This is a genomic window from Pantoea sp. LS15 (assembly GCF_012241585.1).
In the GTDB taxonomy this organism is placed as follows: domain Bacteria; phylum Pseudomonadota; class Gammaproteobacteria; order Enterobacterales; family Enterobacteriaceae; genus Enterobacter.
The window spans coordinates 470,862-491,398 of sequence record NZ_JAAVXA010000001.1; the positions used below are offsets into that span (position 1 = coordinate 470,862).

At 54.5% G+C, this 20,537-nt stretch carries 21 protein-coding genes; 6 read left to right on the top strand and 15 right to left on the bottom strand.

Translation table 11 applies throughout. The features are described 5' to 3' along the window. Positions 1-31: 31 nt before the first annotated feature. From HED65_RS02220 to sad, 5 genes are all read right to left on the bottom strand, one after another. On the bottom strand, positions 32-1,471 hold the full coding sequence (locus HED65_RS02220; RefSeq protein ID WP_114977235.1) for a GGDEF domain-containing protein: 1,440 nt from the start codon (positions 1,469-1,471) through the stop codon (positions 32-34). A 112-nt stretch (positions 1,472-1,583) separates the two neighbouring features. Next, positions 1,584-1,940 carry a DUF4186 domain-containing protein gene (locus tag HED65_RS02225; protein ID WP_114977236.1) on the bottom strand — a complete coding sequence of 119 codons (357 nt, stop codon included), beginning with the start codon at positions 1,938-1,940 and terminating at the stop codon, positions 1,584-1,586. Beyond that, complete coding sequence (gene glsB / locus HED65_RS02230) at positions 1,940-2,866, bottom strand: glutaminase B (protein WP_114977237.1); 927 nt, start codon at positions 2,864-2,866, stop codon at positions 1,940-1,942. The genes HED65_RS02225 and glsB overlap by 1 nt, the downstream gene beginning before the upstream one ends. A gap of 62 nt (positions 2,867-2,928) precedes the next feature. Continuing rightward, the gene (locus tag HED65_RS02235; RefSeq protein ID WP_114977238.1) at positions 2,929-4,518 is read right to left on the bottom strand and encodes a methyl-accepting chemotaxis protein; all 1,590 of its coding nucleotides are present in this window, start codon (positions 4,516-4,518) and stop codon (positions 2,929-2,931) included. A 107-nt stretch (positions 4,519-4,625) separates the two neighbouring features. Continuing rightward, positions 4,626-6,014: a succinate-semialdehyde dehydrogenase gene (gene sad, locus HED65_RS02240; RefSeq protein WP_114977239.1), complete on the bottom strand. Its 1,389-nt coding sequence runs from the start codon at positions 6,012-6,014 to the stop codon at positions 4,626-4,628. Between the two features lie 99 nt (positions 6,015-6,113). On the opposite strand from sad, the gene ptrR reads away from it, so the two are divergent. Continuing rightward, on the top strand, positions 6,114-6,992 hold the full coding sequence (ptrR, locus tag HED65_RS02245; protein WP_114977240.1) for a putrescine utilization regulator PtrR: 879 nt from the start codon (positions 6,114-6,116) through the stop codon (positions 6,990-6,992). Here the strand turns inward: ptrR and HED65_RS02250 are convergent. Next, positions 6,989-7,780: a PhzF family phenazine biosynthesis protein gene (locus tag HED65_RS02250; RefSeq protein WP_114977241.1), complete on the bottom strand. Its 792-nt coding sequence runs from the start codon at positions 7,778-7,780 to the stop codon at positions 6,989-6,991. The two genes, ptrR and HED65_RS02250, sit on opposite strands and share 4 nt — an antisense overlap. Before the next feature lie 27 nt (positions 7,781-7,807). Beyond that, a complete protein-coding gene (locus HED65_RS02255) occupies positions 7,808-8,596 on the bottom strand; it encodes a PhzF family phenazine biosynthesis protein (RefSeq protein WP_114977242.1) in 789 nt (262 codons plus the stop codon). Between the two features lie 177 nt (positions 8,597-8,773). Here HED65_RS02255 and HED65_RS02260 point away from each other — a divergent pair, with 177 nt between their 5' ends. Further along, entirely contained in the window at positions 8,774-9,970 is a 1,197-nt protein-coding gene (locus tag HED65_RS02260) for a sugar transporter (RefSeq protein WP_114977243.1), read from the top strand. Between the two features lie 45 nt (positions 9,971-10,015). Here the strand turns inward: HED65_RS02260 and HED65_RS02265 are convergent, their stop codons facing one another. Beyond that, positions 10,016-10,681, bottom strand: a complete 666-nt coding sequence (locus HED65_RS02265) for a MarC family NAAT transporter (RefSeq protein WP_114977244.1) — start codon at positions 10,679-10,681, stop codon at positions 10,016-10,018. Between the two features lie 256 nt (positions 10,682-10,937). Between HED65_RS02265 and marR the strand changes: the two genes are divergently transcribed. From marR to marB, 3 genes are read left to right on the top strand one after another with little or no spacing between them, the layout of a single operon-like run. Further along, the gene (gene marR, locus HED65_RS02270; protein WP_114977245.1) at positions 10,938-11,372 is read left to right on the top strand and encodes a multiple antibiotic resistance transcriptional regulator MarR; all 435 of its coding nucleotides are present in this window, start codon (positions 10,938-10,940) and stop codon (positions 11,370-11,372) included. Between the two features lie 20 nt (positions 11,373-11,392). Further along, positions 11,393-11,773, top strand: a complete 381-nt coding sequence (gene marA / locus HED65_RS02275; protein ID WP_008502237.1) for an MDR efflux pump AcrAB transcriptional activator MarA — start codon at positions 11,393-11,395, stop codon at positions 11,771-11,773. 32 nt (positions 11,774-11,805) lie between these two features. Then, a complete protein-coding gene (gene marB, locus HED65_RS02280; protein WP_114977246.1) occupies positions 11,806-12,024 on the top strand; it encodes a multiple antibiotic resistance protein MarB in 219 nt (72 codons plus the stop codon). A gap of 31 nt (positions 12,025-12,055) precedes the next feature. On the opposite strand, the gene eamA is transcribed toward marB, so the two are convergent. Continuing rightward, positions 12,056-12,961: an O-acetylserine/cysteine exporter gene (gene eamA, locus HED65_RS02285; RefSeq protein ID WP_114977247.1), complete on the bottom strand. Its 906-nt coding sequence runs from the start codon at positions 12,959-12,961 to the stop codon at positions 12,056-12,058. 193 nt (positions 12,962-13,154) lie between these two features. On the opposite strand from eamA, the gene ydeE reads away from it, so the two are divergent. Continuing rightward, complete coding sequence (gene ydeE, locus HED65_RS02290; protein ID WP_262983608.1) at positions 13,155-14,348, top strand: efflux MFS transporter YdeE; 1,194 nt, start codon at positions 13,155-13,157, stop codon at positions 14,346-14,348. Between the two features lie 46 nt (positions 14,349-14,394). Here ydeE and zinT read toward each other — a convergent pair whose 3' ends face one another. The 6 genes from zinT to urtA are packed head-to-tail and all read right to left on the bottom strand — an operon-like array spanning position 14,395 to position 20,537. Continuing rightward, positions 14,395-15,036, bottom strand: a complete 642-nt coding sequence (zinT, locus tag HED65_RS02295; protein WP_114977465.1) for a metal-binding protein ZinT — start codon at positions 15,034-15,036, stop codon at positions 14,395-14,397. A gap of 52 nt (positions 15,037-15,088) precedes the next feature. Next, on the bottom strand, positions 15,089-15,787 hold the full coding sequence (gene urtE, locus HED65_RS02300; RefSeq protein ID WP_114977249.1) for an urea ABC transporter ATP-binding subunit UrtE: 699 nt from the start codon (positions 15,785-15,787) through the stop codon (positions 15,089-15,091). Between the two features lie 9 nt (positions 15,788-15,796). Further along, positions 15,797-16,594 (bottom strand): urea ABC transporter ATP-binding protein UrtD, encoded by a 798-nt coding sequence (urtD, locus tag HED65_RS02305; RefSeq protein ID WP_114977250.1) that lies wholly within the window; start codon positions 16,592-16,594, stop codon positions 15,797-15,799. After that, a complete protein-coding gene (gene urtC / locus HED65_RS02310; RefSeq protein WP_114977251.1) occupies positions 16,594-17,667 on the bottom strand; it encodes an urea ABC transporter permease subunit UrtC in 1,074 nt (357 codons plus the stop codon). Before urtC ends, urtD begins: the two co-directional genes overlap by 1 nt. Then, positions 17,667-19,241 (bottom strand): urea ABC transporter permease subunit UrtB, encoded by a 1,575-nt coding sequence (gene urtB, locus HED65_RS02315; protein ID WP_114977252.1) that lies wholly within the window; start codon positions 19,239-19,241, stop codon positions 17,667-17,669. The genes urtC and urtB overlap by 1 nt, the downstream gene beginning before the upstream one ends. A gap of 24 nt (positions 19,242-19,265) precedes the next feature. Then, on the bottom strand, positions 19,266-20,537 hold the full coding sequence (urtA, locus tag HED65_RS02320; protein ID WP_114977253.1) for an urea ABC transporter substrate-binding protein: 1,272 nt from the start codon (positions 20,535-20,537) through the stop codon (positions 19,266-19,268).

A 20,537-nucleotide genomic window follows, 5' to 3' on the forward strand; every position in this document is an offset into this window, starting at 1 on the left:
TCACGTCAATGCCTTATGACGATTAACGCAGCTATGTTTCACTTCCGGAGGTCGCGGCTATTTGCTCATCCGACACCCGGGCGCTGGTACGATTTCGACCCGCTTTTTTGGAACGATAGAGATGATCGTCCGCTTCGGCCATCAGTTTGTTGAAGACCTCAGTCAACTGCCATGACTCAGCCTTGCCACTCCCCAGGCCAATACTGACCGTTAGATAGAGCGTTTGCTGACGCCATGTAAAAGGGTGACTGGCAACGGTGGAGCGGATACACTCAGCCAGTTCAAAACCATTCTGCGCGTCGCCAGAGTTTACCACCACAGCAAACTCTTCTCCGCCCATTCGCGCCACCATCCCATCTTCACCAACAACCTCCTGAACCTGCCGGGCAAACGACGCCAGCACGCGGTCCCCGCACTCATGGCCGTAGTTATCATTAATGCTTTTGAAGTAATCAATATCCAGCAGCATGACGGTCAGAAAACGTGAATGGCGATACGTCTCTTCACGCTTCAACGCCTCATAAAGCCCGGAACGCGAGTAAACCTGCGTTAGAAAGTCATAATCCGCCCTGAGTGAAACCTGGTGAATCAGGGAATTAATCGCCGCCATACTGACGGATACCATCACCGGGCAAATCGCCATCGTGGCGATACCCAGCCGGGCTGAAAACATCATTGGCGTTGTAAACGGCGTCGCCACGGCAATATTAATAATCGAGTTGGCGACCAGAATGATTTCAGTAGCGCCCGTGATAAACGTCAGCAGACAGGTCGCAGGCAATGAGTAGCGAACCGCACACCAGATAAGCGCAGGCAGAGGAAATGAGAGACTCCCCGCCCCGCCAATCACTACCGACGCGACCACCGAGACGATCAAGGCAATTACCGGCAAGAGCTGTTCAAGACGTAACCTGAGATCACGCAGGGGCATACGTAACGTGAGCATACAAGGCACAACAAGCACACCGGTTGAGAACTGCTCGCTAAACCAGTCGGCAAACAGCGGCCAGAAGGTGTGGCTATCAATCCCCACCGACCCCACCGCACCGAGTAGCGCACAAAGCAGCGCGGCAATCAGGCAATAGTTAAACAGACGTAACGCGTTGAGCGGATCGGGGGTTTTCTTCATTAACCGTCTGTCGCGCTGAACCAACACGGCGACAACAACGATAAAGATCATGTTAGACAGATTAATCACCACTGAGGCCATTCCCCAGTTGGTGGTCACTGTGTCGTACGTCAGCATAGCAACATATGACACCGCGTAATAATGCAGGCGATTCAGATAGATATAACGGGCAAAGATCCCTGCCATGACGCCATTCAGCGGCCAAAACAGCGACAAAGCCTCAATCAGCCGTAATTCCGCCCCGACAAAATAGAACAAGGAGGTGAGAATAAAGATCGCCAACGCATTTCGCAGCGGCGTATCGGGTTGGAACAGCCTGAAAGCGGTAAGAGCAGAACGCATTAAATATCATTCCATATGTTGCTTATGGCAATTACTGCGGTCGTCAGCATGATCGGGACTAACTTAGGATGCATCTATAACACAATTACAACGGGATCATAACTCGTCAAATTTAGGTGTTCATCTGGAGTACCAGCCAGTGGTGGATCACGCTGACGATATAATGCTGTTGCTGCGCCGTAAGCTGAACACCCTGCGGAATGTTATGCCATTTTGCCAGACAACCCCGACAACAGGTGGCCGTAGCATGTTGGGCAATAAACACCGGGTGACCACGCATCGGTGTCTGTTTGCCATCATTTACCGGCAAGGCCGGAGCAAGGCGCTTTTCGACAAAATCAGCGGCATGCTGATCGATGGTTTCGGCGCCTTTGTCCCAGCAGTACTGTCTTTCCTTATCGCCTAAGCGAAAGCGCGAGCGAAAAGTCGATCGCGCCAGGCGGGAAAAGAGAGGCTCCAGGTCAGACATCAGTATACGGAACGCCCAAGACGCTGGGTCAGTTGCTCCAGAACCGCCACACCAGCAAGGGAGTTCCCCGTTTCATCCAGTTCCGGGCTCCAGACGGCAATCGCCATTTCATGAGGCACAATCGCCACCACACCGCCGCCAACGCCTGATTTGGCCGGGAGACCGACGCGCCAGGCAAACTCACCAGCGTTTTGATACATCCCGCTGGTTGCCATCAGCGCATTAACCTGACGCGCCTGCAGAGGTGAAACCACCTCCTGGTTAAGATGCGGAGCGTGCCCCTGGTGTGCCAGGAACAGGAACGTTTGAGCCAGCTCAACGCAGCTCATTTTAAGGGCGCAGTAATGGAAGTAATTTTGCAGAACGGTCGCCACGTCATTATGGAAATTGCCGAAGGATTTCATCAACCAGGCGATAGCGGCATTGCGTGCGGAGTGTTCAAATTCCGAGCGCGCCACCACTGGATCGTAGGCGATATCGTCTACGCCTGAAAGCTGGCGAACAATCTCAAGCATCCGCTGACGCGGCGCGCTGAGGCGACTTTGCAACATGTCGCAAACCACCAGCGCCCCGGCGTTGATAAAGGGATTTCGCGGTTTACCCTGTTCGATTTCAAGCTGAAGCAGTGAGTTAAAAGGCTGGCCGGAAGGATCTTTACCCACACGCTGCCAGATTTCGTTTTCTTCATACTGGCGCATGGCTGCAACCAGACTCAACACTTTTGAAATGGACTGAATGGAAAAACGTTCAGTTGCATCACCTGCCTGGTATCGCTGTCCGTCTATGGTACAGATAGCGACACCCAACTTATTCCCGCTGACCGAGGCAAGGGCCGGAATATAGTCGGCAACCTTCCCCTTTCCAATTAACGGACGAACCTGCGCCAGAATCTCGTCCAACATCTCATTATGGATGACCGCAGCCACACTTTGCTCCTTGCCCTCAGGCTAAAACGGGCTGCGAGTATAACAGAGGCTTATGTATTGCGTCAGGCGCTAAGACGAAAACGCGAAACCGCCTGCAATAAAAGATCGGATTGCTTCTGCAGCCGCAGAGAAGCATCCGAGGCGTCAGAGACCAGTAAATCCGTCTGACGAGAGACCTGATTAAGCGCCTGAAGTTGGCTTGTCATCTGATGAATACTCTCTCCCTGACTGAGCGTGGCGGCTGAGATCTCATTCAGCAAACTACTTAAATTCCCCACCAGACCGGTGACCTGCTGCAAGTTCTCCTCCATCAGGTTAACGGCGCGGGAACCGTCTTCAATCCCCTGTAATGAGCGATTGATAAGTTCCTGGATAGTCTGCGTCGAGTGGCTACTCTTTCTGGCCAGCAGTCCGACTTCCCTGGCGACAACGGCAAACCCGCGCCCCTGGTTCCCGGCATGAGCAGCCTCGATGGCGGCATTCAGCGCCAGGATATTGGTCTGAAACGCCACGCTGTCGATCATCGCCACGATCCCGCGCATCTCTGAGGATCGGTCGACGATCGCCTGCATCGAGGCATTAACGGTAGACATCATCTGGTCTCCGCCAACTGCCGCCTGCCTCGCTTCATCAGCACGTGAGCTGGCGAGTCTGGCGTAACCGGAGTTCCCTTCTACATGCGTTTCCAGTACCGCAATATGTGCCGTCACGTCCTCAAGCTCTTTCGCCTGACGTGCTGACTGCTGATACAACTTCTGGTTACCCTGCGCCAGAGAACCTATGTTCTCTACCATAGAGGTGGTGGCATTGCTGACCTGAGACACCAGTTGCTGTAACCCCTGTTGCATGGTGGTAATACTGTCGCTGAGCTGCCCTATTTCCCGGTTAAAACGCGTAACACCCGGTGGGGTGCCGGAGAGATCCCCGGCAGCCAGTCGGTTGATGTGCGTAATCAACTGACGCAACGGCGTAATCACCCATCTGGACATGCCAAACCAGACGGCAACGGCAATGGCGAGTAACAGAACCGGAGCAAAAAGGAACAACGTTTGCAGACCAGAAAGCTGTGCCATCAACGTCTGGCGGCCCTGAATGGCCTGCTTCTCGCTGGCTTGCTGATAGCGTGCGTAGTTGTCGTTAAAGTCTGTCTGAAATGCCTGAGCCGGTACGGTAAAAAACGCATCAATAGTGTTAGTTTTGACCAGAGCTTCAGCCTGCTCTTTGATCGCGCCGTAGAAAAGCTGATAGCTGTTCACCAGAGCATCATCTTTCGGCGGGTTAAGCGCCAGCCAGGCCTTCCACGCCTGCTGAGAAACCGTCAGCGCCTTTTGCGCGTCATCCATAAGACTGTGCCAGCTTCCGTCGGAGCCGGTCTCTTTATCCTGCATAAACCAGACGCCGGACCGGTTAAGCAGATCGCTTGCCGCCAGCAGGGAGACACGGGCCAGATCCAGCTTGCTCTGCTGCTGATACGCCAGCAGATTTTGCTGCTCGTTGCGCTGAGCTTCATTCAGGGAGGCGTTAAGCAGGAATGACGAGGAGAGCTGCAGCGCGGAGAACAGGCCAATAATGCAAAAGATACCCGTCAGCAGGCCAAAGTGACGAGGGGTGAGACGCTGCGCAATACGGCGAAAAATTTGCGTTAGGTTCATAATTATCTTCATTAACAATGCGTTAGACGCGTGCGAGTCTACGAAATGAAAATGACAGAACCATTGCAGAGAAATGACAACGGCCCTCGCGATGAGGGCCGAATACATTACACGCGATCCTTCCACACCGTCTGCACGTTGCAGAACTCGTGCAGCCCAAAGTGGGAAAGCTCGCGGCCAAAGCCACTCTTCTTCACGCCACCAAAGGCCACGCGCGCGTCGCTGGCGCTATAGCCATTGATAAACACCCCGCCGCATTCCAGCTCGCGAGAGAATGTATCCGCAAGCGCTTCGTCGGCGGTAAATACGGTGGCGGAGAGTCCAAAGTCACTGTCATTTGCCAGTTGCAGGGCATGTTCCGCGTCTTTAGCCACAATGATAGCCGCGACCGGACCAAACAGTTCCTGGCGGAACGCCGTCATCGATGGGGTAACGTTCGACAACACGGTTGGTGCGTAATAGTTACCCTCTCCGCTGATTTTCTCTCCCCCCAGCAGCAGCGTTGCCCCTTCAGCCAGGGTGGCCTGCACCTGCTGATGCAGTTCATCGCGCAGGTCATAACGCGCCATCGGGCCAATATAGTTCTCTTCCCGATCCGGAGCACCCACCTTCAGCGCAGAAACCGCATCGACAAAACGTTGGGTAAAGGTATCCGCAATACCCTCTTCCACAATGAAGCGTTTTGCCGCCGCACACACCTGTCCAGTGTTCTGGTAGCGACCCGCTACCGCCGCCTTCACGGCAAGATCCAGGTCAGCATCGTTGAGAACGATGAATGGGTCAGAGCCCCCCAGTTCAAGAACGCATTTTTTCAGCGCCGCCCCTGCCTGCGCGCCAATCGCCGCACCGGCACGCACGCTGCCGGTTACAGTAATCGCAGCAATGCGATGATCGTTAATCACCTGGCTCACACCATCATTAGTGGCATTCACCCAACCCAAAACACCTTCAGGAAACCCTGCGTCTGCAAAAATCTGCGCAATAAGATCGGCTGAACCGAGGACGTTTGGCGCATGCTTAAGCAGATAGCTGTTCCCGGCCAGCAGGATCGGTACCGCGCCACGCAGCACCTGCCAGAGCGGGAAGTTCCACGGCATCACCGCCAGAACCGGTCCCATTGGTCGGTATTCAATCACCGCCTTCTGGTTTTCCACCAGCGTGGGCTCCGTACGGAGCATCGCCGGGCCGTGCTCAGCATACCAGTCGCACAGGCCGGCAGATTTTGCCACTTCCGCCCGCGCCTGCAGAATGGGTTTTCCCATTTCCCGGGAGATCATCTGCGCCATCTCTTCCGCACGGTTGCGCAGTGCTGCGCCGAGATCGCGTAGTTTCTGCGCACGGTGTGAAACGCTTTCGCGTCGCCACTGACGAAAACCCGCGTCAGACTGTGAAATCGCGCGGTCCACCTCCTCCTGGGTTGCCCACGGCCAGGCTGCGAGCGTTTCCCCTGTCGTCGGGTTCACAGAGAGGGCATGTGTTGCAGGTGAATAAGTCATGATGTTCTCCACGTTAAAACGGTTGATTAATTGTGGCCCACTCTGCTATTTCTTAAAAATGAATAATACTAACCACCTTATTCACGAATCGAGAATGCTATGGATTTAACCCAGCTTGAAATGTTTAACGCCGTCGCACAGACGGGCAGTATCACCCAGGCGGCGCAGAAGGTGCATCGTGTTCCATCCAATCTGACGACCCGCATTCGCCAGCTGGAAGCTGACCTTGGCGTTGAGTTGTTTATTCGTGAGAACCAGCGTTTGCGTTTATCCCCCGCCGGGCATAACTTCCTGCGCTACAGCAAGCAGATCCTGGCGCTCGTGGATGAAGCGCGCATGGTCGTCGCGGGAGATGAACCCCAGGGGTTATTTGCCCTCGGGGCGCTGGAAAGTACCGCTGCGGTACGCATCCCTGAGACGCTGGCGCAGTTTAATCAGCGCTACCCACGTATCCAGTTTGCCCTTTCTACCGGGCCATCCGGGACGATGATTGATGGCGTACTGGAGGGAACCTTAAGCGCCGCCTTTGTCGACGGGCCACTTTCGCACCCTGAACTGGAGGGAATGCCCGTCTACCGCGAAGAAATGATGCTGGTCACCCCCGCCGGGCATGCGGAGGTCAAACGTGCCACGCAGGTGAGCGGTAGCGACGTCTACGCTTTTCGCGCGAACTGCTCGTACCGCCGACACCTGGAAAGCTGGTTTCATGCGGACAGAGCCACGCCTGGCCGCATTCATGAGATGGAGTCCTATCACGGCATGCTCGCCTGTGTTATCGCGGGTGCGGGCATTGCGCTGATGCCCCGCTCTATGCTGGAGAGTATGCCGGGGCACCATCAGATTGAAGCCTGGCCGCTGGCAGAAAACTGGCGCTGGCTGACCACCTGGCTGGTCTGGCGACGCGGCGCAATGACACGCCAACTGGAGGCCTTTATAGCGCTGCTAAACGAACGTCCACAACCAGCGCCGCACTGTTAGCGTAAATAGATACGCCCTTTCAGATACAAGGTCGCCTGACCGCCAATCAGCACCCGGTCACCCTTCAGTTCGCAGCGCAGATCCCCGCCACGGTACGACACCTGGCGGGCATTCAGTGAGGTTTTGCCTAACTTCTCGCTCCAGTAGGGGATCAGCATACTGTGAGCCGACCCGGTGACCGGATCTTCCGGCACCCCTTCACCCGGGCAGAAGAAGCGACTGACGAAGTCGTACTCATCACCCGGCGCCGTCACGCAAACCATTTTATCCAGCGGGAGCATCGCCGCGATGTCCGGCGTTAACGCTTCCACCGCCTGTTGGCTCTCCAGCACCACTATGTAATCTCGACCGACGCGCACCTCTTTCGCCTCTGTGATGCCCAGCGCACTAAACAGCCCCGCAGGTGGGTTGTCGACCACCTCCGTTGACCACGCAGGGAAATTCAGCGTCAGCCAGTCACCACTGCGCTTGACCGTCAGGTCACCGACAAAGCGTGTGGTGAAGGTAATTTCGGTATGCGGATAATCAAGGTATTCGAAAATAACGTGTGATGCCGCCAGCGTGGCATGGCCGCACAGGTTAATTTCATCCAGCGTGGTAAACCAGCGCAACTCAAACCCGCCGTCGGTTCGCACAAAAAAAGCTGTCTCAGACTGGTTATGCTGCTGCGCCATTTTGAGCAACGTCTCGTCCGGCAACCACTCTTCCAGAGGACACACTGCTGCGGCATTACCGCCAAACGTTTTGTCACTAAAGGCATCCACCAGATAAAATTCAATTTCCTGCATTGTCTCTTCCTCTCTTGTTATGGGTATTCAGCGCAGAAAAACTGTGCCTTTCAAATAGAGTGCTGCCTGGCCGCTCATCAGCACACGTGAATCTTTGAGTTCGCAACGGATATCCCCGCCACGCGCGGAAACCTGACGAGCAAGCATCGTCGTTTTACGCAGTTTTTCACCCCAGTAAGGAATGAGCATCGTGTGCGCAGAGCCGGTAACCGGATCTTCCGGGACGGACACGCCCGGCGAGAAGAAGCGGCTGACAAAATCATATTCACCGTCTCCCCGTGCCGTTACCGTCACTTTATGTTCGCCTGGCGTCATCGCCGGGATGTCTGGCGCGAGCGCTTCAACCTGCTGGCGATTTTCCAGCACGATGAGCCACGCCCGGCCTTTACGGGCTTCAACGTAGTGGCTGATACCCAGGGCCGAGAGCATCTCCGGCGTGGGCGTCTCTTCATGCGTTGGGCATGCCGGGAAATCCAGTGTCATCCAGTCACCTTCACGGCTTACCGTCAGACGGCCAGAAGCCGTATCAAAGTGGATCCGCGAGTCGGGATAATTCAGCTCATTAAACAGAACGTATGCGGCGGCCAGGGTAGCGTGACCGCAGAGATTGACTTCCGTAAGGGTGGTAAACCAGCGTAACTCAATGCCTCCTTTACTGCAGACGAAAAAAGCCGTTTCCGACTGATTATGCTCCTGCGCCATTCTCAGCAAAGTCTCATCGGGTAACCATGCTTTCAGCGGGCAAACCGCTGCCGGATTGCCGCCAAAAGTTTTGTCACTGAAGGCATCAACCAGATAAAAATCAATCTCCTGCATTGTCTTACCGCCTGTTTTTATTGTGTTGTTCTTTTATATTCAATGAAAAAGACGTTCCCGGCTACCGCTTTTATAAGGTAAATATTGAGATCTACATCACATAATGATTGAGTTTTCATCATTTAACGTTTTAAGATCGACCTCTCTTCTTTTCAGCAACGAATCTCCGACATCTCTATGACAACGAACACAGTTTCCCGCAGAGTTGCGTGGCTACGGGTGGTCACGCTGGCTATTGCCGCATTTATTTTTAACACCACAGAATTTGTTCCGGTTGGGCTGTTGTCTGATATCGCGGAAAGTTTCCAGATGGAAACGGCGCAAGTGGGCATTATGTTGACCATCTACGCCTGGGTGGTGGCGCTGATGTCCTTGCCGTTTATGCTCATGACCAGTCAGATGGAGCGGCGTAAGCTGTTAATCGGCCTGTTTGTGTTGTTCATAGCCAGCCACGTTTTGTCGTTTATGGCGTGGAGTTTTACCGTGCTGGTCATTAGCCGCGTCGGCATTGCCTTTGCCCACGCGGTGTTCTGGTCAATTACTGCGTCTCTGGCTATACGGCTGGCGCCGGCCGGTAAACGTGCCCAGGCGCTAAGCCTGATTGCAACCGGCACAGCACTGGCGATGGTATTGGGTCTGCCTATTGGCCGCATCGTGGGGCAATATTTCGGCTGGCGTACTACCTTCTTCGCCATCGGCATGGGTGCACTGATTACTCTGGTTTGCCTGATCAAACTGCTGCCGGCGCTACCTAGCGAACATTCCGGCTCCCTGAAAAGCCTGCCGCTGCTGATGCGTCGCCCTGCGTTACTGAGTATCTACCTGCTTACCGTCATTGTGGTAACGGCGCATTACACGGCGTATAGCTACATTGAGCCGTTTGTACAGGTTGTGGCGGGCTTTAGCGCCAACTTTGCCACCGTTTTACTGTTGATCCTCGGTGGAGCGGGCATTATTGGCAGCATTCTGTTTGGTAAGTTGGGTAACCAGCATGCCTCCTCTCTGGTGAGTAGTGCTATTGGCCTGCTGCTGGCCTGCCTGCTGTTACTGATGCCCGCTGCGGGAAGTGAAAACCATCTGGCGATCCTCAGTCTGTTCTGGGGCGTGGCGATCATGATTATCGGTCTGGGCATGCAGGTGAAAGTTCTGGCCCTGGCACCGGATGCGACGGACGTCGCAATGTCACTCTTCTCGGGGATTTTTAATCTGGGGATTGGCGCGGGCGCGCTGGTGGGAAATCAAATCAGCCTGCATGTGTCGATGTCAGCGATCGGCTATCTGGGTGCCATTCCTGCGCTGGTAGCGCTGATCTGGTCGGTGCTCATCTTCCGTAAATGGCCGGTGGCGCTGGAAGAACAGCGGCAACACGGGTGACGTTTGTTTGTGCCGGGTAGGCGAAGCCGCCACCCGGCAATGAACTTAATGGTACGTTTTAATAATTTCCAGCACGCCGTTAATAATAAACTGCACGCCCATACAAACCAGTAAGAAGCCCATCAGACGGGAAATCGCCTCGATACCGCCCTTGCCTACCCAGCGCATAATCGCACCAGAGCTGCGCAAAGACGCCCACACGATGATGCCGATCAACGCAAAAATCAGCGGCGGAGCAACGGCGACAACCCAGTCAGGAAACGTCGAGCCATCACGTACCGTGGAGGCAGAACTGATGATCATCGCAATCGTCCCCGGCCCCGCCGTACTCGGCATGGCTAAGGGCACAAAGGCGATATTCGCACTCGGTTCGGTTTCCAGCTCCTCGGATTTACTGGTCGCTTCCGGTGACTCATGCGCTTTTTGCGCCGGGAACAGCATACGGAAACCGATAAAGGCTACAATCAGCCCCCCGGCGATACGCAGGCCAGGGATAGAAATCCCAAAGGTGTTCATCACCAGTTGTCCGGCGTAGTAAGCCACCATCATGATGGCGAATACATACACGGAGGCCATCATCGACTGATGATTGCGCTCGGCGCTGTTCATGTTCCCCGCCAGCCCGAGGAAGAGCGCAACCGTCGTTAATGGGTTAGCCAACGGCAGCAATACCACCAGCCCAAGACCAATTGCTTTCATCAAATCCAACATAGTGCGTCGTTGTCCTTATCCATATTTAACACAGCAATTATAGGGGGAAAGTGTGACGTTCATCCATCTGCTCAACGTAACGATTATTTTCCTCCGTGAACAATTACTCCTGGTTATCTATCTGATTTGAAAGACCTCAAAAAACGTGTATGAAACGTTTTAGCAATTCGTGGCATCGGTTAATTCATTCAGTTGACTTATACTTGCCTGAGCAATAATATCTGCCGTGACTAAACTACTTGCCAGGGCAACCATTGTGAAAAGCACCAGTGATCTCTTCAACGACATTATTCCACTGGGTCGTCTTATTCATATGGTCAATCAGAAAAAAGATCGCCTGCTCAATGACTATCTGTCACCGCTGGATATCACCGCAACACAGTTCAAAGTGCTGTGTTCCATTCGCTGCGAAGTGTGTATCACGCCGGTTGAGCTGAAAAAGGTGCTCTCTGTCGATCTGGGCGCATTAACCCGCATGCTGGATCGTCTCGTCTGCAAAGGATGGATAGAACGAAGCCCTAACCCGAATGACAAACGCGGCGTACTGGTCAAACTGACCGACGATGGCGCAGCGATGTGCGAACAATGTCATCAATTAGTAGGACAAAAATTACATCAGGAACTCACAAAAAACTTAACGGCAGATGAAGTGGCAACCCTTGAGCTTTTGCTTAAGAAAATACTGCCGTAAACAGAATAAGAGGTATGACGATGTCCAGACGCAATACTGACGCTATCACCATTCATAGCATTTTGGACTGGATCGAGGATAACCTGGAATCACCGCTCTCCCTTGAAAAAGTGTCCGAGCGTTCAGGTTACTCCAAATGGCACCTGCAACGGATGTTCAAAAAAGAGACCGGCCATTCATTAGGTCAATATATTCGCAGCCGCAAGCTGACAGAAATTGCCCAGAAACTGAAAGAAAGCAATGAGCCGATCCTTTATCTGGCGGAGCGTTACGGATTTGAATCGCAACAAACCCTGACGCGTACGTTCAAGAACTACTTTGACGTGCCACCTCATAAGTACCGAATTACCAGCGTGCCGGGGGAATCCCGATACCTGTATCCATTAAAACATTGTAGTTAATCATCGCCTTTAAAGACGTAACCGAGGAAATCATGAAAGCTATCGCCTCCGCCGCCCTCGCCTTGCTGGTGCTGTTCTCCAGCCAGACCTTCGCGGAGCAAACCCCTCGTGCAACGCAGCAAAATAATCCTGATACGATGATTTTGCCGTCAGCACATGGCCAGTCACCTTATGATTTCAACCACATGGGTGCTGGTAGCGACAAGTCCGACGAATTAGGCGTGCCTTATTATAATCAGCACAGCCTCTGATTCGTTTTGCCCCGCAGATGCGGGGCTTTTTTTATGCCTTTCCACTGACCCGCGTCGTCCGACGCACGCGCAAACCAAAGACATTAATATACAACCCGGCCATGATCAGCACAGCGCCAAGCAGTTGCAGCGCGCTCAGCGTTTCATTCAGCAAGAGTGCTGCACTGGCAAGCCCCACCACCGGAACCAGCAGCGACAGCGGTGCGACGCGCCAGGTTTCATACTTGCCGAGCAGTGAGCCCCAGATCCCATAGCCGATAATGGTGGCCACAAAAGCCAGGTAGAGTAGCGACAAAATCGTGGTGAGATCGATTTCAACCAGGCTGTTCAGCATCACATCCGGACCATCCAGAATAAACGACGCCGCCAGAAACGGGATTATCGGGATCAGTGCACTCCAGACCACCAGCGACATAACCGCCGGGCGCGCCTCATGCTGCATGATCAATTTGTTGAAGATATTCCCGCAGGCCCAGCTCAGCCCCGCCGCCAGTGTCAGCATAAAGCCGAGTAGCGCCACATCCTGACCATTCAGACTGGCTTCAATCAGTACCAGCACGCCAAACACCGCGAGCGTGATCCCCGCCAGCTGCTTGCCCTGCAGACGCTCACCAAACACAAATGCGCCGAGAATAATGGTAAAGAACGCCTGCGCCTGTAACACCAGCGAAGCAAGACCGGCCGGCATTCCAAACTTGATGGCACAGAAGAGAAACGCGAACTGGCCAAAGCTGATGGTCAGGCCATAGCCCAGCAGCAGTTTCAACGGGATTTTAGGACGGGCGACGAAAAAGAGCGCCGGGAACGCCACCAGCATGAAACGTAAACCGGCCAGCATCAGCGGCGGCATGTTGTGCAACCCCAGCTTGATGACTACAAAATTGAGACCCCATACTACGACCACCAGCAACGCCAGCAGCCCGTCTTTACGCGTCATACCCTGCCCCTGAAATATTAATTATTTGTTAACACTTCAAGGTAACAGAAAAAAGCGCGCTGCGAGAAGATCATTAATTCTGGCAGTAAGACTAAGCACTTACGGATAAATTAGGTGCTATACAAGCCCCTTATGTCGTGATACTCCTTTTAGGACACCACAAAAAAAGCATAAGCAATTGTCGGGCAGGAATATGAAACCATCTCTCAGGCGCTCAACCGCAGCGCTGCTGGCATCATCATTGTTGTTAACAATCGGTCGGGGGGCAACGCTGCCGTTTATGACCATTTATCTCACGCGCGTCTATAGCATGAGCGTCGAGAATATTGGTTATGCCCTGACGATTGCACTGACTATCGGCGTGGTGTTCAGCCTGGGATTTGGCATTCTCGCCGATAAGTTTGATAAAAAACGCTACATGCTGATCGCGATCGTGGCCTTTATCGCAGGATTTATCGCGATCCCGCTGGTCAATAACGTCACGCTGGTGGTGCTGTTCTTTGCGCTGATCAACTGCGCCTATTCCGTCTTTTCGACGGTGCTGAAGGCCTGGTTCTCCGATGTGCTCACTGCAAGTCAGAAAGCGCGTGTCTTCTCGCTGAACTACAGCTTTCTGAATATTGGCTGGACGATCGGGCCGCCCATTGGCACCCTGCTGGTGATGTACAGCCTGCAGTTGCCGTTCTGGCTGGCCGCCTTCTGTGCCGCACTGCCGCTCGGATTTATCCATTTCTTCGTGCAAAAAAGCGTCGCGCTGGATACCACCGAGGAGAAAATGCCCTGGCAGCCTTCAGTGTTGCTGAAAGACCGCGCCCTGTTCTGGTACACACTTTCCGGCCTGCTCGCCTCCTACGTTGGCGGATCGTTCGCCAGCTGTATTTCGCAATATGTTCTGGCCGCGCATGCAGACAGTGATTTCGCTGAAAAAGTGGTCGCCGTGGTATTGCCCGTGAACGCCGCCGTGGTGGTGACGCTGCAATATGCGCTGGGCCGCAAGATCTCTGCCAGCAATATTCGTCCGCTGATGACCCTAGCGACCCTGTTTTTTATTGTGGGACTCGGCGGCTTCATGCTCTCCGGAGAGAACCTGATTTACTGGGGTATCGCTGCAGCCATCTTTACGCTCGGCGAAATCATCTATGCGCCGGGTGAATACATGTTGATCGACAATATCGCTCCACCCGGGATGAAAGCGAGCTACTTCTCCGCGCAGGCGTTGGGGTGGCTGGGGGCAGCAGCAAACCCGATGATCACCGGTATTATCCTGACCAACCTGCCGCACTGGTCGTTATTTGTGATTATGATGGTCGCCATTGTCATTGCCTGGCTGATGATCTTGCGCGGGATGAGCGTGAAGGCGTGGTGCGAAACACCCAACGTAGCGTAGCTCATGTAGGCCGGGTAAGGCGTAGCCACTACCCGGCCCTAAAGCATTAATGGTGTAACATCTCCTCCACCACCTGCTCTTTGTACATTTCATTCGGATAATAGGTCGGCCAGTTATCCATCTCTTTCAGCAGCGCCTCGTGAGAGGTACTACCCATAAAAATATGGAAATGCGAAGACGCTTTCGGCGCGATGATATGGTCGCTGAACTGGACAAACTTCGGTGCCTGACTGTTGGCATCTTTGCATTCAAACAGATAGCGAACCCCTTTTTTGCCGGATGTGTAGGTCAGGATTTTGTAGCCGCTGTAATCATAATGACAGCTGCTGACTTCTTTACCTTTATGGAATTCCATGACGTTATTTTCGATGCCGATGGCATCCACATCCGTCGCGTAACCCGTGCGGTAGTAGGCTTTCACCTCGTCGAAGGACTTGCTTTGATCCTTCTGGGCTTTTTGTTTAAAAACCGGATCCAGCGCGCCATCAAGCAGGAAAGGATATACGGACTGCCAGGTACCGTCCCAGTCGGACAACTTTCTGTCCCTGACGTCTTTATCTTCAAAGACGCCGTTCGCTGCCTTCTGTTCCGCTTCAGTCATCTGGTGTCCATGCGAGTGGGCAAACAGCTGGCCGTTGACCAGCATCGCCGCCAGAGTCATTGCAAATTTGCCAATATGTGTAGCCAAAACAAAACCCTCACTCCGTTTTATAAGAGCGAGAATGTTATAATATAACATCTCAAATCGCAACCAGGCCGCGCACGCCCTCCTGCTCCATGTTTTTTCCCCGTCCACGCTGAATGATGGTGCCGCGCGACATCAGCAGATAGCTGTCTGCCAGCTCGGCGGCAAAATCATAAAACTGCTCGACCAGCAGGATCGCCATATCTCCCCGGTCTGCCAGAGTGCGGATCACCTGGCCTATCTCTTTTATGACTGAAGGCTGTATACCTTCTGTGGGTTCATCGAGGATCAACAATTGCGGGCGGCTTGCCAGCGCTCGACCAATCGCCAGCTGTTGCTGTTGTCCTCCGGAGAGATCGCCCCCACGTCGCTGTTTCATCTCTTTAAGCACCGGGAACAACTGCCAGATCTCTTCCGGGACCTGCTTTGCATCGCGGGCAGAAAACCGCGACAGGCCCAGCAGCAGATTCTCTTCAACAGTTAAGCGCGGGAAAATTTCGCGCCCCTGCGGGACATACGCCACGCCTGATTGCACCCGCTGGTGCGGCTTGCTATGGGTGATCTTTTTCCCCTGCCAGATGACTTCTCCGGTTTTCGCCGGGATGAGACCCATGAGGCACTTCAGCAGCGTGGTTTTCCCGACGCCGTTACGCCCCAGCAAACAGGTGACTTCGCCAGTGATGGCTTCAAAGCTCACACCACGCAGAATATGGCTGCCGCCATAATATTGATTCAGTTCGTTAACCTGTAACATCACCGCTCCTTAGCGTCCCAGATAGACTTCAATCACCTGCTCATTGGCCTGAACCTCGCGAAGCGATCCCTCCGCCAGCACGCGCCCCTGGTGCAGTACCGTCACGTGATCGGCAATGGTTTCCACAAAGCCCATATCGTGCTCCACCACCATCAGAGAATGCTTGCCCGCAAGCGTTTTGAACAACTCAGCGGTATATTCGGTTTCTGCATCGGTCATCCCGGCCGCCGGCTCATCCAGCAGCAACAGATGCGGATCCTGGACCAGCAGCATGCCGATCTCGAGGAACTGTTTTTGCCCGTGCGAAAGTAGCCCGGCCAGGCGGTCACGTTCACTACTCAGCCGCAGCAAAACCAGCATCTCATCAATGCGATCGCGTTGCTCACCGTTGAGTTTTGCCCGCAGGCTCGCCCAGACGGATTTATCGGTTTTCATGGCAATCTCAAGGTTTTCCCACACCGTCAGCGCTTCAAATACCGTCGGTTTCTGGAATTTGCGCCCAATCCCCTGGCGGGCAATGGCGGCGGGCTCAAGCAGAGTCAGGTCAATGGACTGGTCGTAAATCGCTTTACCGCTTTTCGGCCGTGTTTTGCCAGTGATCACATCCATCAGCGTGGTTTTACCGGCGCCGTTCGGCCCAATTACGCAGCGTAACTCGCCCACGCCGATGTTCAACGTGAGATCCGTCAATGCCTGAAATCCATCAAAGTTAACGTTGATCTTATCCAGTTGCAGCACCGGGTCAGTCTGCTCGCGGTAGCGATCACCAGGTAACTGACGGGTGAATAATCCTTCGGCTGGCTGCATTATTTCTCTCCCTTACGAAACAGACCGTAGACGCCACGTGGCAAAAACAGGGTGACAGCGATAAAAATCATCCCGAGAAACAGTTGCCAGTATTCCGGCATCGCGACCGTGAAAACACTCTTTGCCCCATTCACCAGCGCAGCGCCTATCACCGGGCCCACCAACGTGCCACGTCCGCCGAGCGCTACCCAGATAGCCGCTTCTATCGAGTTTGTCGGCGACATCTCTCCTGGGTTGATAATGCCCACCTGCGGAACGTAGAGTGCCCCTGCCAGGCCACACAGCACCGCAGAAAGTGTCCACACCAGCAGCTTGAACCCGCGAGGATCGTACCCGCAAAACGTCAGGCGGTTTTCGGCATCCCGTACAGCAGTCAAAATGCGGCCAAACTTGCTCTTCGCCAGCGCAAATCCGGTGCCCAACGCCAGGAGTAGTAACAACACGGTTGCCAGAAACAGCGCAATACGCGTGGTCGTTTCCGTCACCGAAAACCCCAGCAACGTGGTGAAACCGGTAAAGCCGTTATTACCGCCAAAACCGGTTTCGTTGCGAAAGAACAGCAACATGCCCGCATAGGTCAGCGCCTGGGTCATAATCGAGAAGTAGACCCCTTTGATCTTCGAGCGGAAGGCAAACCAGCCAAACACCAGTGCCAGCAAGCCTGGCACCATGACAATCAGTACCAGCGTCCAGGCAAAGTACTGGGTTCCCCACCAGAACCACGGCATTTCGGTCCAGGAGAGAAACGACATAAACGCAGGCAAACCGTCACCTGCGGCCTGACGCATCAGGTACATGCCCATCGCATAGCCACCCAGCGCGAAGAAAATGCCGTGTCCCAGGGACAACATCCCGGCATAGCCCCACACCAGATCCAGCGCCACCGCAACGATGGCATAGCAGAGGATCTTACCGGTCAGCGTCAGCATCCAGGTCGAAAGCGCCAGCGGATGCGTCGCAGGCAGCAAGGCAAAAAACGGTAATATCAGCAGACACGCCACCAGCAGGCTGCCGACAATCTGAATGGTTCGTGGCGCTTTACGCGCCAGCGTTAAGGTGAGTGGCTGGCTCATCAGTCAATAACCCTCCCTTTCAGTGCAAACAACCCCTGCGGTCGTTTCTGAATAAACAGAATGATCGCCACCAGAATGAGAATCTTGCCCAGTACTGCCCCCATCTGCGGCTCAAGGATTTTATTAAAGATCCCAAGACCAAAGGCTGCGGCCACGCTGCCTGCCAGTTGGCCTACGCCACCGAGAACGACCACGAGGAAAGAGTCGATGATATAGCCCTGACCCAGCTCAGGCCCAACGTTCCCAAGCTGAGATAACGCCACGCCGCCTAACCCGGCAATGCCTGAACCAAGCCCGAACGCCAGCATATCAACACGCCCCGTCGGCACCCCACAACAGGCGGCCATGCTGCGGTTTTGTGTCACCGCACGCACGTTAAGTCCCAGACGGGTTTTATTCAGAATCAGCCAGGTGAAGAACAGCACCAGTAGCACGAACCCCAGCACCACTATGCGGTTCCACGGCAACGTCAGGTTAGCAAAGACCTGCACGCCGCCAGACAACCATGCCGGGTTTGCCACCTCCAGGTTCTGAGCGCCAAACGTCATGCGCACCAGCTGGATAAGCATCAGGCTGATCCCCCATGTCGCCAGCAGCGTTTCCAGTGGACGTCCGTACAAATGACGGATCACGGTACGCTCCAGCACCATCCCGATACCCGCCGTCAGGCAGAACGCCACCGGCAACGCGATAACCGGGTAGAGCGCCAGCCACTGGGGAGCAAACCCGGCCATCGCCTGCTGCACCATCCACGTGGCATACGCACCCAGCATCAGCATCTCGCCGTGGGCCATGTTAATAACACCCAGCAGGCCGTAGGTGATGGCGAGCCCAAGCGCCGCCAGCAGCAATACCGACCCCAGAGAGAGTCCCATAAACGCCTGACCCAGCAGATCGCCCCACATCAGGCGATGCTGGATCTGGCTAAGACTCTCTTCTGCGGCCGCGCGAACCCCGGCGTCAGGCTCGGTCTGCATCTGCGTAAACGGTGTTAGCCTGGACTGCACATCCGGATCGTCGGACTGACCTAACAGCTCGACGGCCTTGCGGCGCACCTCTGCCTGCGGGCTTGCCAACTGAAGATTCGCCACCGCCAGCAGCAGCGCCTGACGCGCCACATCATCGGTTTCACTCTCAACCCGCGTTTGCAGGAAACCGAGCATTCCGGGCTGAGCATCCCGCTGAAGCTGGCGAGCCGCAGCGCGCCTTTCCGTGACACTGTCACTCACAAGCTGATGTGTTGCAATGGCTGTTGCGGCAAGCACCCGCAGCCGGTTGGTCAGACGCACGGCTTTGGTTGGCCCCTCTGCAGTTTTGGTTTCCCCCAGCGGAATGATGTCGCCATTACGTTGTACAAACGCGTGCTTTTGACTGTCGGTGTAGAGGTTTTCATCTTGCAGAGCCTGAAGCAGCGGTAACCTTGCTGCATCCGGCGTTGCAGCCCACTGCGTCAACAGGTCAGCCTGCTGGCTGCGACTGGCGGCAACAAAACGATCGGCATCCGATGCCTGCGCCATCCCTGGCAGCAGACCGGCAAGCCACACAATAGCGATGATCGTGCGCATGACGTTCATGGATTATCTCCCTGCGGTAATGGCTTAGTTGCTGGCGGTTTTCATCGGCTGATCGGGCTTTTTGTCATTCCCGGCAATGAACGGACTCCACGGCTGGGCACGTACCGGCTGTTCAGTCTGCCACACCACGTTAAACTGACCGTTCCCTTCAATTTCACCGATCATGACCGGCTTATGCAGATGATGGTTGGTGGTATCCATGGTGAGCGTAAAGCCTGAAGGGGCTTTGAATGACTGGCCTGCCATCGCCGCACGCACTTTATCCACATCGGTGGTACCGGCTTTTTCCACCGCCTGTGCCCACATATGGATACCAACGTAAGTGGCTTCCATCGGATCATTCGTGACCACGGTGTCGGCATTCGGTAGTTTGTGTGCTTTCGCATAGGCTTTGTAGTCTGCTACGAATGCCTGGTTGGTTGGGTTATCCACGGACTCAAAGTAGTTCCACGCGGCCAGGTTGCCGACCAGCGGTTTGGTGTCGATCCCGCGCAGCTCTTCTTCGCCTACGGAGAATGCCACTACCGGCACGTCGGTCGCTTTCAGGCCCTGGTTGGCCAGCTCTTTGTAGAACGGTACGTTGGAGTCGCCGTTGATGGTCGATACCACGGCGGTTTTACCCCCTGCGGAGAATTTCTTGATGTTGGCGACAATGGTCTGGTAGTCGCTGTGACCAAACGGAGTGTAAACCTCTTCGATATCCTTATCCTCAACCCCTTTCGAATGCAGGAAGGCACGCAGGATCTTGTTGGTCGTACGGGGGTAAACGTAATCGGTACCTAACAGGAAGAAGCGTTTTGCCCCACCGCCGTCTTCACTCATCAGGTATTCCACCGCCGGGATCGCCTGCTGGTTCGGCGCCGCGCCGGTATAGAAGACATTCGGTGACATCTCCTCGCCTTCATATTGCACCGGATAGAACAGCAGGCCGTTCAGTTCTTCAAACACCGGCAGGACTGATTTACGCGACACCGATGTCCAGCAACCGAACACGACCGCGACTTTATCCTGGCTTAACAGCTGACGAGCTTTCTCAGCAAACAGCGGCCAGTTTGACGCCGGGTCAACCACTACCGGTTCCAGCTTTTTACCCAGTACGCCCCCTTTGGCGTTAATCTCATCAATCGTCATCAGCGCGACATCTTTCAGAGGCGTCTCGGAGATAGCCATCGTGCCGGACAGAGAATGCATAATGCCCACTTTGATGGTATCGGCCGCTTGCACGCCAAAACTCATTCCCATAGCAACAACAGAAGCTGACAACGCGAAGGCTTTCAATAAGGTACGACGATGCAT